This is a genomic window from Lysobacter sp. N42 (assembly GCF_004344885.1).
This window is the reverse complement of sequence record NZ_SKFB01000020.1, coordinates 25912-38765: the sequence shown is the minus strand read 5'-3', so window position 1 is coordinate 38765 and position 12854 is coordinate 25912. Positions and strand designations below refer to the sequence as shown.

Genomic DNA, 12854 nt, shown 5'->3' with positions numbered 1-12854 from the left:
TTTCGCAGCAACCGGAGGTCCGCATGAACGCCCAGGTACAGGATGTCGCCAAACCCGCCGTCACGGGCAGCGGAACGTCCCTCCGGAGCCTCGCCGACTGGGTGGAGTCCGTCGCCGCGCTGACGCGCCCGGCCGCCATCCACTGGTGCGACGGCTCGGACGCCGAGAACGCCGCGCTGATTGCGAAGATGGAGGCCGACGGCACGCTGATCCGCCTCAACGAGGAAACCAACCCGGGCAGCTGGCTGCACCGCTCGCATCCGGACGACGTCGCGCGCGTCGAGCACCTCACCTTCGTCTGCACGTCCGAGCAGGACGACGCCGGCCCGAACAACCACTGGATGTCGCCGGCCGATGGCCACGCCCAGATGGACGCGCTGTTCGAGGGCTGCATGGAAGGGCGGACGATGTACGTCATCCCCTACTGCATGGGCCCGATCGAATCAAAGATCGCGCGCTGCGGCGTCGAGATCACCGACAGCCCGTACGTTGTCGCCAACATGCGCATCATGACCCGCATGGGCGCCGCGGCGCTGTCGCGCATCGAGCGCGAGGGCGGCTTCGTCAGGGGCCTGCACTCCACCGGCGAGCTCGATCCGAACCGCCGCTTCATCATGCATTTCCCCGAGGAGCTGACGATCAAGTCGTACGGCTCGGGCTACGGCGGCAACGCGCTGCTGGGCAAGAAGTGCCATGCGCTGCGCATCGCCTCGCACCAGGCCCGCCAGGAAGGCTGGCTGGCCGAGCACATGCTGATCCTGGGCATCGAGAACCCGCAGGGCGAGACGCACTACATCGCCGCCGCGTTCCCGTCTGCCTGCGGCAAGACCAACCTGGCCATGCTGATCCCGCCGGAAGGCTATCGCGAGAAGGGCTGGAAGGTCTGGACCATCGGCGACGACATCTGCTGGATGCGCCCCGGCCCGGACGGCCGCCTGTACGCCATCAACCCGGAAGCCGGCTTCTTCGGCGTTGCCCCCGGCACGTCGGCGAAGTCCAACCCCAACGCGCTCGCCACGATCCGGAAGAACACGATCTTCACCAATGTCGGCCTGACCGCCGACAACCAGCCCTGGTGGGAGGGCCTGGACGAGGGCCAGCCCGTCATTGACTGGCGCGGAAATGACTACGATTGCAGCCGTGGCCCGGCCGCGCATCCGAACGCGCGCTTCACCGTCTCCGCGAAGCAGTGCCCCAGCTACAGCGAGCATGCCGAGGATCCCACCGGCGTGCCGATCTCCGCGATCGTCTTCGGCGGCCGCCGCGCCTCGCTGGTGCCGCTGGTGTTCGAGGCCCGCGACTGGACGCACGGCGTGCTGGTCGGCGCCGCGATGGGTTCGGAGACCACCGCTGCCGCCACCGGCCAGGTCGGCGTGATGCGCCGCGATCCGATGGCGATGAAGCCGTTCTGCGGCTACAACTTCGCCGACTATTTCGCGCACTGGCTCTCGTTCGACCGTCCCGGCATGAAGCTGCCGCCGATCTTCCACGTCAACTGGTTCCGCAAAGGCGCCGACGGCAGGTTCCTGTGGCCCGGCTTCGGCGAGAACCTGCGCGTGCTGGAGTGGATCCTCGACCGCGCCGAAGGCCGCGCCGGGGCGGTCGAAACGCCGATCGGCCACCTGCCGCGCGCGGACGACCTCAACCTCGACGGCCTCGACCTCGACGGTGCGGCACTGCAGACGCTGCTGACGTTCGACCGCGACGGTTGGCGCGCCGAGTTCGACAGCCTCGGCGCCTACCTCGACGAGTTCGGCGCGCGCATGCCGCAGGCGCTGAAGGACGAGCACGGGCGGGTGGTTTCGGCCCTGGGCAGATGAACGAGCCGGGCGCCGCCCTGACGCCTGCCAGGCGCTACGGGGTCGATGGACGTACCGTGGCGGTGTTCGACGGGCTGCTCCCGGAGGTGGGGCAGCACGTCGAAGCCCTCGCGCGCGCACCGTTCACGCGCACCGAGGTCGCGCGCCCGGAAACCGCCCAGTACAAGCATTGGGTCAACGAGATCCGGCTGGAGGTGCTCACCCGCCAGCCGATCCTGCAGACGACGCTGCATGCCGTGGCAAGCCTGGGCGTCGGCGAGTACCGGCCCTACCGCGCGTACACCAATGTCGCCAGCTACGGCGACATGCTGTTCACGCATACCGACTGCCTGCCCGGCCAGCGCGAGCTCACCGCGCTGTGGTACATCTGCACGGACTGGGATCAGGAGTGGGGCGGTGAGACGGTGTTCTACGATCACGCCGGCGAACTCGCCTGCGCAGTGAGGCCGCGTCCCGGCCGGCTGGTGATCTTCGACGGCACCATTGTGCATGCCGGGCGTCCGCCGCACCGCATCTGCTACGCGCCGCGCTACACGCTGGCCATCAAGCTGGAACCGGTGCAGCGGTGAGCGCATGCGACGAGCGCTGGGACGACCCGGGCTGGTTCCCGGTCGACCTCCATGTGCCGCAGCGGACGTTCGGCTTTCTGCAGATCGGTGCCGACGTGCTGGAGCGCTCGGCCTTCCTCGATACGCGCATCGAGGCGCCGCTCGCGGAAGCCCGTCCGGTGGCGGCGGCCGCGGTCGCGACGGGTCGATCGCCCGCTCGTCTCGGCTGGCTGTTCCACACGTTGTTCTGCGGTTCGACGCTGCTGGCGCGCGCGCTGCACGTCGCGCCCGTCCAGATGACGCTGAAGGAGCCGCTGATCCTGCGCCGGCTGGCCGACGCACGCGCGGCCGGCTGGGAGATCGACGGGCTGGTGGACGTCTCGGTGCGCCTGCTGGCGCGGCCGTGGTCGGCGGACGGCTCGGTGATCGTCAAGCCGACCCATGCCGCCCTCAACATCGCGGTCGATCTGATGGAAGCCGCGCCGCAGAGCAGGGGTGTGCTGCTCAGCTCGGACCTCGAGGACTTCGTCGTCTCCAACATCAAGAAGACCCCTGACACGCAGGCGAAAATCCCGCAGTTGGCCGAACGCGCGTTGCGCGCCTGCAGTCTGGGCCCGCGCCTGCCCGCAGCGGCGCTCGCACCGCCGGACCTGCTCGCGGCGGCCACTCTGCAATGGGCGGCGCAACGGGAGTTGGCCATCGACCTGATCGAGCGCGTCGGCGCGGCGCGTCTGCGCCTCGTCGACATGTCGGAGCTGCTGGATGACTTGCCCGCGGCCACCGTCGCGTGTGCAGCGTGGCTGCAGGGCACCGCCGCACCGGCGGCTCTCGCCGAACGCGCCGCACGGGTTGCCTCGATCAACGCCAAGGCGGTGGGCGTGCCGTACGACAGCCACCAACGCGCGCGCGACGCGGCCTTCATCCGGCAACGGTTTGCGCGCGAGGTCGACACCGCGCTCGACTGGTACAGTCGCCACGTGCGCCCATACATGCGCGAACAGGCCGTACAGCCTCCCGCCGGGTGGCGCGTGCCGCGCCTCATCGCCGAAGCGCCCCTGGGCAACGCCGCAACATCGGAGTGACCGGAATGACTGCACACGCTGCATGGCTGGCCGGCGAGCAGGCCTGCGAGCGCAAGGATTTCGCCGCCGCCGAGGCGCACTATCGGCGAGCTCTCGTGCTTGCGCCTGGCCACGCCCCGGCGCTGGTAGGCCTGTCGACCGCCCTGACACAGCGGGGCCGCCACCGCGAGGCGCGCGAAGCAGCAGTCGCCGCGTTCGAGCACCGGCCGCAGCAGATTCCCCCCGTCCTGTATGCCATCGCCCAGCGGCTGCGCTACTTCCACGAATTCGAGCGGCTGGTCGAATGCCTGCGCGCGCCCGCCTTCGTGCAGGGCGCGCCGGTGGACGTGCTGGCGCGCGCTGCGGTCATGCTTAGCTCGATCGGCGCGCACGAGGAGGCGCTGGCGATGGCGCATGCAGGAGTGGCTCGGGAACCTGCGAATGCCGCCACCCTGCACGTGCTCGGCAACTTCCTGCTGTTCCGCGGCGAGATCGATGCTGCCGAAGCGCACTACGAGGCGTCGCTGCGGTCCGATCCGCTGCTGTTCCAGAACTCGCTGACGCTCGCGGGTGTGCGTACGCAGACCACCGAACGCAACCATGTTCCACGTCTGCACGAACAGCTCGCGAAGGCGCGGCGTGGCGGACAGGGCGAGATTTACCTCTACTTCGCGCTGCATCGCGAACTGCACGACCTTCAGCGTTACGACGAGGCCTGGTATGCCCTCGAACGCGGCTGCCAAGCGAAGCGGCGGCTGATCGACTACCGGCTCGAGGATGACGCCGCTCTGGTCGACGCGCTCGGGCGGGTATGCACGCCGGCCTTCGTAGCAGAGTGCAGCGAAGTCCAGCAGCCGAGCGTGCCCATCTTCATCGTCGGCATGCACCGTTCCGGCACCACGCTGCTGGAGCGGATGCTCGCCGGGCACTCGCTGATCGGCGACGCGGGCGAAACTTCGGCGTTCCATGCGGAGATGGAGTTGGCGGTGGATCTCGCGGCGCCGCAGGGGCCCAATGCCGAAACCGTGCGCCGTGCGGGCGAAGCCGATTTCGACGCGGTCGCGCGCGGCTATGCGCGCCGTGCGCGGTGGCTTTCGCGCGGAAAGCCATTCTTCACCGAGAAGCTGCCGCAGAACTTCCTCAATGTGGGGTTCATTGCCAAGGCGCTGCCGCAGGCGCGCTTCCTGCATCTGGTGCGCGACCCGATGGACACGTGCTTCTCGAACCTGCGCCAATTGTTCTCCGGAGCGGCACTGTACTCGTATGACCAGCGGGAGCTCGCCGGGTTCTATCTTCTGTATCGCCGCGCCATGGCGCATTGGCGGTCCGTGCTGCCGGGGCGCGTGCTCGACATCTCGTACGAGCGTCTGGTCGCGGAACCCGACGCCGTCGCACGCGAGGTCGCCCTTCACTGCGGCGTCGAGTTCGAGCCGGGCATGGTGGATTTGGCGCGGCCGGCCGGCGCGGTGGCCACGCCGAGCGCGACGTTGGCACGGCAGGGCTTCCGCCGCGATCGCGGCCAGCTATGGCGTCGTTACGAGGCCCATCTCGGGCCGCTGTGGGAGGCCCTGCAGCCGGCTTACGCGGAGCCGGTGCCGGCCTGAGCGCCCTCCTCGGGCTTCATCGCGAACCAGCAGTTGAATGCGATCGTGATCCGCTCATCGTCGCCATGGAACGGCAGGACATCGTGCGACACCCACGAAGGAAACAGCACGAGCTGCCCTGGTCGCAGACGCACGTTCCAGGTGCCGTGATGGAACGGCGGTGCAAGTCGCAGGTTCCCCGGATCGAGGAACATGTTGCTGTAGTAATGCGGGTTGTGGAAACGCAGCACGCCCGAGTCCGGTCGATCGGCGGGCTGCTGTCCGGGCGCAACACAATAGACGCCGGACCAGGACGCCATCGGATGCGTATGCGCGATGACGAACCCGCCGCGCCGCGTCACATGGAACCACGTGTGCGAGAAGATCTGGATGCGGCGCATCTCCTCGCCGGAGTACCCGTTCAGGGTCTGGATCGTTCGCCCAAGTTCGGTCCAGCAGAACTGTCGCAGCCGCTGGATGCACGGCTCCGGCCAGGCGAACAGGTTGAAGTCGCTTTCGAACACCCCGGGCTGCTGCTGCAGGGACGGGTGAGGATTGGCGTAGCGGGGATCGGCTTCCCTTTCGAGCAGTAAGGACTTCAGCTCAGCGTTGAGCGCCTCGTGATCGGGATGCTGCGCTTGCGCGATTGGCACCGCGAAGAGGCTCGAAATTTCCGCCCGCGGAGGCAGAACGTTGTCGTCATGGTTCATGGCGGGATGGTCGCACCGATCCGCGAGCCCCAACAAGGGCTGCGCTGGTGGCGGAGGTAGGGGGGGCGAGAGTGGCGTGCTGGCCCCTGGTGCGGCTCGTCCTGCGAAAAAACTACGGCCCCTTGCGGGGCCGTAGCTGGACTTCGCGAACGTCGAATCAGAACTTCTGGTTGTACTGGATATAGAAGAACTGGCCCGGCACTTCGTACTGCGGGTCGAAGCTGTTGGCGAAGGTGGTGTAGGACACCGGCGGCTGCTTGTCGAACACGTTGTTCACGCCCAGCGTGACCTTGGCGTTCCACGGTGCCTTCCAGTACACGGAGACGTCGTGGTAGGTGGTCGCGCCGATGTGGTTCTGCGAGCCGGGCTGGACCACGCCATTGGCGTCGACGGTGGCGTCGTTGCAGAGCTCGCCGAAGCCGTAGTCGTTGTAGTTGAACGGGCAGGCTTCTTCCTGGCGCGAGTAGTAGCGGGTGAACCAGGTGGCACCGAAGTCGCCCTTCTCCCAGCGCGTCATCAGGTTGCTGCGGATGCGCCAGTTGTTGTCCCGGTCCTGGTACTCGCCGACGATGCTGCCGCCATCGTCCGCATCGATGTCGCCATCGCCGTCGTTGTCGTACTCGGCCAGCGACTGGTAGGTGGTATCCCACGAGAACGACAGCTTGCCCCAGCTCTGCTCGGGCAGGCGGTAGTTCATCGTCAGGTCCCAGCCCTCGACGTTGCCCGCACCGATGTTCACGCCGCTCGAGAGCAGGTTATTGACCGCACCGCCCGAGAAGCGCGTGTACTGGTTGCAGAACGCCTGGATGCCCTGCTCGATGCACTGGTCGAGGATGAACTGGCCGCCGAACGTCGTGATGACGTTCTCGAGCTCGATGCGCCACCAGTCCAGCGAGACGTCGAACGTGCCCGGCACGAACCTCGGGCTCCACACCATGCCGAGGGTCTTGGTGGTCGAGGTCTCCGGGCCGAGGTTCGGGTTGCCGCCGACGCTGATGCGGATCTGCGAGTTGCCCTGGTCGTAGCCGCCGACCGGCACGCCCTGCGCATGGCAGCGAGCCTGCTGTTCCGGCGTGAGGCCGTTGTAGCCGCCACCGAAGGTGGTGGAGCAGGGATCGGCGATCTGCGGGAACGAGTCGGCCACGCCGGCGAACAGCTCGTCGATGGACGGGGCGCGGAAGCCCTCGGCCCAGTTACCGCGGACCATCAGGTCGTCGATCGGGCGCCACTTGAAGCCGAACGCCGAGTTGGTGGTGTCGCCGAAGTTCGAGTAGTCCGAGTAGCGGCTCGACAGCGAGAGCTCGAGCTGCTTGGCGAACGGAACGTCCTTGAGCAGCGGGATGGACAGCTCGCCGTAGGCTTCCTGCAGCGAGTAGGCGCCGTTGGTGGCGGTACGCGCGTTGCCCGTGGTGTTGCCCGAGCTGATCAGCGCGTCCGGCTGGTCGAAGCCCGACTCGGTGCGGCGCTCGACGCCGGCCGCGAAGGCCAGCATGCCGCCCGGCAGCTCGAACAGTTCGCCGGTCAGGTTGGCGAAGTACTGCTTCATCTTGTAGCCGAACTCGTCGTGGGCGACGAAGCTCGAGTAGTTCAGCATTTCCGGCGTGATCGAGCCCGGAGCGCCGAGCAGGTTCAGCGGGACGCAGCCGGTGATGACCGTGCCACCCGGCTGGGTGACGCAGACCGGCACGCCATTGCGGATCTCCGACGGGCCCAGCGCGTTGCGCAGCGCCAGAATGTTGAAGAGGCCGTAGGTGGTGTCGTTCTGGTCGTTGCGGCCATACACCATGCCCGCATCCCAGGTGAAGTAACGGTTCCAGCGTTCGAACGAGCCTTCCAGCCCGCCCGAGAAGCCGAACGTATCGACGTTCTGGTTGAACGAACGGCCGCCGGTCTCCACGGCGCGGCGCTGGATGCGCGACACCGGGGCGCCGAACGGGTTGTAGATGCTGAACTGGCTGATCGAGATGGTGCGGGCCTGCACGCCGGCGCCGGGGCCGGAGCCCAGCACGATCGGCATCGCGGCGAGCAGCTGCTCGGAACGACGGTTGTTGTAGGTCGCCTGGATGAAGGCGCTGACGTCGTCGGTCAGGTTGAGCGTCGCGCGGCCGAAGATCGACTTGCGCTCCTGCGGGGTCAGCAGGTAGTTGTCCGGGGCGTAGTTGTACAGGTCGCCCGGGATGGCGAAGTTGCGCCAGTTGTTGCCGGTCTGGCCGGGGTTGTAGGTGAACTGGCCGCCGGTGCCGTTCGGGCGGGTCTCAGCGATGGAGCAGCGGCCACTGATCGGGTTGACCGTGCCGCGGCAGAGCGCGAAGCGACCGAACGGCGTGGTCGAGCTACCGAAGGAAACGCCGGTGCCGAAGACCGGCTCGGCCGAGATCTCGCGGTCGCCCGCCATGACCGGCTCTTCCTTGACGTAGCCCGCGCCGAACATGGCGCTGAAGCGGTCGTCGGAGGTGCCGATGGTCAGGTCGTAGGACTGGCGGAAGCCGTCGCCCTTGTCGAAGGCGCCGAGGTAGGCATTGGCTTCGGCACCCTGGTAGTCGGTGCGCAGGATGACGTTGACCACGCCTGCGATCGCGTCGGAGCCGTAGATTGACGAGGCGCCGGCCTTCAGCACTTCGATGCGCTCGACCGCGGCGGTCGGGATCGTGTTGAGGTCGACCGCGCCGCCCAGGCCGGTGCCACCGACCCAACGACGGCCATTGACCAGAACCAGCGTGCGGTTGGAGCCGAGATTGCGCAGGCTGACGCGCGTTTCGCCGTTACCACCGTTGTTGAAGGTGGAGTTCAGCGCCGAACCGTTGGCGCTGATGTTCTGGATCACGTCGCCGACGGAGGTCAGGCCCTGGGCCTGGATCTCTTCGCGGTTGAGCTGGAAGATCGGCTGCGAGGTCTCGACTTCCGCGCGGCGGATGCGCGAGCCGGTGACGGTGACGCGGTCCAGCTCGCTGGCGCCTTCCTGATCGGCGGCAGTCGAGTCCTGGGCGAACACTGCGCCGCTGCCGGCGAGCGTGCCCACGGCGATCGCGAAGGAAATCGCGTCGCGGAGCTTGGTGGTCTTAAGGGTCATCTCTTTCTCTCTCGAAGTGAGTCTGGCTTTCCCATGGGAACCCGCCCAAAGCCGAACCTGAACAGGCGCTAGCCAAGTGGGGGCGTGCCCGATGGTAGCCGCCCTCCGAGAGAAATTAAAGGGTCGTTAAGAGCGCCCGTTGAGGCAAAAAACTTGGCGGAGTCCAAACCCCAAGTGCATCGTCGATGGTGAACGTGACCGGGCGGCCGTGGAGGCGGCTCAGGGACACTTCCGCCGGCATGCGCCAGCCCAGGTCTTCCGGGGGCGCATGGTCAGGCGCATGGCGATGCGGTCCAGATCCCGCTGGCTGTGGATCGACAGGTCCGTCCCCTTGGGCAGGTACTGGCGCAGCAGGCCGCGGTGGTTGCCGGCACTATCGGCTGGGTGATGGGCGGTTAAAGTGCCGAGCATGTGGTCGGCGCTTCAGCTGGACCTCGGTGTGGGACTCGGTGCGCTTGCCGGAGACAACGAAACTGCGCCTGTTGGAGCTGTTCGTGCTGGGCGTGCCCTCTTATCGGCAACGGTTCCTGTCCGACACCAGCGCCGCCTCGAGAGAGCGCTTCTACCGCCTGCTGCGGGCCTGCTGTGCCCAGGTGGAGCAGCTGCGCGAACCCTTCGAAGGACCCGTCGAGCTCGACGAAACCACGTTCGGTGGCGCGAGAAAAGGCAAACGCGGCTGGGGTGCGGCGGGCAAGGTGATCGTGTTCGGGCTCGTCAAGCGCAACGGTCCGGAGTTCACCAGCCGGGCCTTCATCGCATGGACGCAGCAACACGGCATCCAGCACCTGTTGATCGAGCCCGGCCGACCCATGCAGAACGGCTACATCGAGAGCTTCAATGGGAAGTTCCGCGACGAGTGCTTGAACGAGCACTGGTTCACGTCGCTCGCACAGGCCCGCGACGTCATCACCGAGTGGCGGCGGGATTACAACGAGGTCAGGCCGCACAGCAGTTGTGGTCGCATCCCGCCCGCCCAGTTCGCTGCCAACCACCGCACCCAAACCCATCAACCCAAAATACCCTTCAACCCCGGGCTCTCCCAGTAACTGGTGGTACGGCGACTGGGGGCAGGTCACATGGCCGACGAGCGGTTGTCGTGAACAAGAACGGACGGCGGCGCATCCGGAACGCATTGGCTCCAAGTCGGATTGCGACGTTCCCATGCGAGGGCAATACGGTCAGCGGCGGCTGCGCGTTGATGTTTCGCAGCATCGGCGCTTCTGTCGGCGGCTAGGGACGTCGCGGGAAATGCGGTTTCCATCAAACGGCGGACGCCGGCGACGAGCCGCAATGGCAGGCCAGGACCGACGCATCGGCACGTAGCGCAGCGGGCGCCCGCCACAAGCGTCGAATTCATCAGGCTGAGGGCATCACGTCCACACGGCCGGCAGCGAAGCCAGACGCGACGCGCGGGGTCAGAGGTCCTGCTGGTAGCGGACGTAGGGCACCGTGCCCTCGTCGTCCTTGCCGGCGCCCGGTGCGAACGGGTTGCGGCCGCGCGTGACCACGTTCTCCGCACCGACGCTGAGCTGGCCGCTCCAGGGCGTGCGCCAGGTCAGGCCGAGGTCCAGGCCGCGCCAGCGTTCGGCACTTTCGGGCGAGTCGACCACGCGGCCGACGATGTTGGCGCCGAAGCGGCCGACGTTCGCGCCCACGCTCACGCTGCGCACGTCCCAGCGGTCGCTGAGCGCGGGCACCGCGTTGGGGCTGACCAGCCGGGCGCGGGCGAGCGTGCCGCCGATCGAGACGGTGGCCTCGCGGCCCAGGTTGCGCTCGCCCTTCAGGGTGAGGGTGTTCTCGTTGACCCGCGCGGTGCCGCGGCCGGAAGGCAGCAGCCAGGACGGCAGCGTCTCCCGGCTGGAGCCGATGCTCAGGCCGACGCGGCCGCCCGGGCGCGCGAGGCTGGCGCCGGCGGCCGACTGGCGGGCGTTGCGTGGATTCGAGAAGCTGGCCACCAGGCAGTTGTCGACGAGGTTGCCGATCGCCGACGTCAGCCCGGCAGTGCGGTCGCAGACCAGGCCCAGCTGGCTGCCCGAGCCGGCGCCGAAGCCCGCATCGACGCGGGTATTGCCAACCTGCCAGGCCTTGCGCGAGAGCGGTTCCAGCAGCAGCACCGCTTCGACGCGGCCGCTGGCCTTGTCGACCACCGGAAGCGCCTCGGACCGCGTCGGCGCCATCTGCGCGTGCGCGGCCGGCGCCAGCAGGAGGCTGGCGAGCAGGGCGCTGCGGAGGAGGCGGGTGCGATTCACGACGGCTGGGACCGGGTCGGGCTCGGAAAGTTCCGGGGGTCTTACGGGCCGAGTCTAACGCTTTTACCCTTATTTAACAATCGCCCGCTATTGCAGGCGGGTTGGGGCGTCGACACCGGCCGGTGTCGTGAACAGCCGGTCGATGCCGGCCATGTCGAATCGGTAGGTCTGCCCGCAGAACTCGCAGCGGATCGTCGCCTCGCCATCCTGCACCGCGAGCCGCGCTTCCTCCTGGCCGATCGCCACGAGCATGGACTCCACGCGTTCGCGCGAGCAGGAGCAGGCGAAGGACAGCGCCTTGCCGCCGAGCACGTCCGCGCCGTCCTCGTGGAAGAGCCGCTGCAGCAGCGTGGTCGCGTCCAGGGCGAGCAGTTCGTCCTCGCCCAGCGTGTCGAACAGCAGGCCGATGCGGTTCCAGCCGTCGGCATCGCCTTCGTCGCCGGGCAGCTTCTGCAGCATCAGCCCCGCGGCGGCATCGGCCGAAGCGGCCAGCAGCAGGCGCGTGGGGAGCTGTTCGGACTGGCGGAAATAGTCCTCGAAGGCGTGGTCGAGGCGGTGCGCCTCGAGCGGAACGAGGCCCTGGTAGCGGATGGGCTCGCGACCGTCGCCGCCGTGGTTCTCGATGGTGATGGCCAGGATCCCGCCGGGACCCAGCTCGGACAGGTCGACGGCGATGTCGGCCGGCGCGTCCTCCGGAAGCTGCACGATGCCGCGCAGCGTGCCCGCGGCGGTGCACTCGGCGAACAGGGTGCGGATGGGGCCCTGCGTGCGCATCTGCACGGAAAGGCGTCCGTCGACCTTGGCATGCCCGGTGAACAGCGCGGCCGCCGCCGCCGCCTGGCCCAGCAGGGCCGCGACGCCCGCGGGATAGGCCTCGCGCTCGCGGATCTGGCGCCAGGTCTCGTCCAGGCGGACGTGCACGCCACGCACGCCGGCGTCGCGGATGAGGAAGCGCGCGAGCTGGTCGCGCCCGGTATCGGTATCGGTCATGGGCAGTCGGAAGGCGGGGTTGGCGGATAATGCCGCCGCGCGCGCCGGTGCGGCGCGATGGAACAGCGAAACTGGGGGCGTGGTGGGATCGAAACAAGGGACCAGGACGCGCCGCGGGTGGCGCCGGCTTCGCTGGCTCGTGCTGGTGCCGGTGCTGCTGGCCGCGGCGACGATCGCGCAGGTCGCGGCCATGCGTTTCATCGACCCGTGGTTCACGAGCTTCATGGCCATCCGGCAGGTGGAGGCGCTGGGCGAGGGCGACTTCGGCTTCCGCATCGCCTACGACTGGCGCGACCTCGAGGACATCTCGCCGAGCCTGCCCGTGGCGCTGGTGGCTGCGGAGGACCAGCGCTTCGCCGAGCATTTCGGCTTCGACCTGAAGGCGATCGAGAAGGCGCAGCGCAGCAATGCGCGGGGACGCCGGGTCCGCGGCGGCAGCACGATCAGCCAGCAGCTGGCCAAGAATCTCTTCCTCTGCAGCGGACGCAGCTGGCTCCGCAAGGGCGTCGAGGCCTGGTACACCCTGCTCATCGAGGCGATGTGGCCCAAGCGGCGCATCCTCGAGGTCTATGCCAACGTGGTGGAATTCGGCGACGGCGTCTACGGCGCGCAGGCCGCCGCGCGCACGTACTACCGCAAGGACGCCCGCCAGCTCTCGGCGGCCGAGAGTGCGCGCCTGGCGGCGGTGCTGCCCAGCCCCAAGCGCTACAGCGTCGTACGGCCCGGCCCCTACGTGCAGCGGCGCACCCGCGCGATCCAGCGCCAGATGCGCCTGATCGGCGGGCCGTCCTACCTGCGCACGCTCGACTGAGCGGCCGCGTGC

The 12854-nt window shown here is 68.3% G+C and carries 10 protein-coding genes and 2 pseudogenes; 7 read left to right on the top strand and 5 right to left on the bottom strand.

Annotation, left to right across the window (positions count from 1 at the left end; genetic code table 11):
* The first annotated feature begins 23 nt into the window (after positions 1-23).
* Genes EYQ95_RS18740 through EYQ95_RS18725 form a run of 4 tightly spaced genes read left to right on the top strand, consistent with a single transcriptional unit; the run spans position 24 to position 5033 of the window.
* The gene (locus EYQ95_RS18740; protein ID WP_132329153.1) at positions 24-1820 is read left to right on the top strand and encodes a phosphoenolpyruvate carboxykinase (GTP); all 1797 of its coding nucleotides are present in this window, start codon (positions 24-26) and stop codon (positions 1818-1820) included.
* Positions 1817-2389 carry a 2OG-Fe(II) oxygenase gene (locus tag EYQ95_RS18735; protein ID WP_132329151.1) on the top strand — a complete coding sequence of 191 codons (573 nt, stop codon included), beginning with the start codon at positions 1817-1819 and terminating at the stop codon, positions 2387-2389. The genes EYQ95_RS18740 and EYQ95_RS18735 overlap by 4 nt, the downstream gene beginning before the upstream one ends.
* Complete coding sequence (locus EYQ95_RS18730; protein WP_132329149.1) at positions 2386-3450, top strand: hypothetical protein; 1065 nt, start codon at positions 2386-2388, stop codon at positions 3448-3450. Before EYQ95_RS18735 ends, EYQ95_RS18730 begins: the two co-directional genes overlap by 4 nt.
* A 5-nt stretch (positions 3451-3455) precedes the next feature.
* Positions 3456-5033 (top strand): sulfotransferase, encoded by a 1578-nt coding sequence (locus EYQ95_RS18725; protein ID WP_132329147.1) that lies wholly within the window; start codon positions 3456-3458, stop codon positions 5031-5033.
* Here EYQ95_RS18725 and EYQ95_RS18720 read toward each other — a convergent pair.
* The 3 genes from EYQ95_RS18720 to EYQ95_RS27240 form a co-directional block, all read right to left on the bottom strand.
* On the bottom strand, positions 5009-5722 hold the full coding sequence (locus EYQ95_RS18720; protein ID WP_132329145.1) for a putative 2OG-Fe(II) oxygenase: 714 nt from the start codon (positions 5720-5722) through the stop codon (positions 5009-5011). The two genes, EYQ95_RS18725 and EYQ95_RS18720, sit on opposite strands and share 25 nt — an antisense overlap.
* Before the next feature lie 157 nt (positions 5723-5879).
* Positions 5880-8792, bottom strand: coding sequence for a TonB-dependent siderophore receptor (locus EYQ95_RS18715; protein WP_132329143.1), 2913 nt, complete (start codon positions 8790-8792; stop codon positions 5880-5882).
* 219 nt (positions 8793-9011) lie between these two features.
* Positions 9012-9203 carry a hypothetical protein gene (locus EYQ95_RS27240; RefSeq protein ID WP_207916530.1) on the bottom strand — a complete coding sequence of 64 codons (192 nt, stop codon included), beginning with the start codon at positions 9201-9203 and terminating at the stop codon, positions 9012-9014.
* Between the two features lie 197 nt (positions 9204-9400).
* Here EYQ95_RS27240 and EYQ95_RS27235 point away from each other — a divergent pair.
* Positions 9401-9535 (top strand): annotated as a pseudogene (locus EYQ95_RS27235) (IS1595 family transposase); the annotation flags it as partial.
* A pseudogene (locus tag EYQ95_RS26610) lies at positions 9518-9838 on the top strand (integrase core domain-containing protein); the annotation flags it as partial. The pseudogenes EYQ95_RS27235 and EYQ95_RS26610, both read left to right, overlap by 18 nt.
* A gap of 369 nt (positions 9839-10207) precedes the next feature.
* Here EYQ95_RS26610 and EYQ95_RS18705 read toward each other — a convergent pair.
* On the bottom strand, positions 10208-10969 hold the full coding sequence (locus EYQ95_RS18705; RefSeq protein WP_132329185.1) for a hypothetical protein: 762 nt from the start codon (positions 10967-10969) through the stop codon (positions 10208-10210).
* 159 nt (positions 10970-11128) lie between these two features.
* Complete coding sequence (locus EYQ95_RS18700) at positions 11129-12031, bottom strand: Hsp33 family molecular chaperone HslO (protein WP_132329141.1); 903 nt, start codon at positions 12029-12031, stop codon at positions 11129-11131.
* Between EYQ95_RS18700 and mtgA the strand changes: the two genes are divergently transcribed.
* Positions 12030-12842 (top strand): monofunctional biosynthetic peptidoglycan transglycosylase, encoded by an 813-nt coding sequence (mtgA, locus tag EYQ95_RS18695; protein WP_132329139.1) that lies wholly within the window; start codon positions 12030-12032, stop codon positions 12840-12842. The two genes, EYQ95_RS18700 and mtgA, sit on opposite strands and share 2 nt — an antisense overlap.
* The last annotated feature ends 12 nt before the right edge of the window (positions 12843-12854 follow it).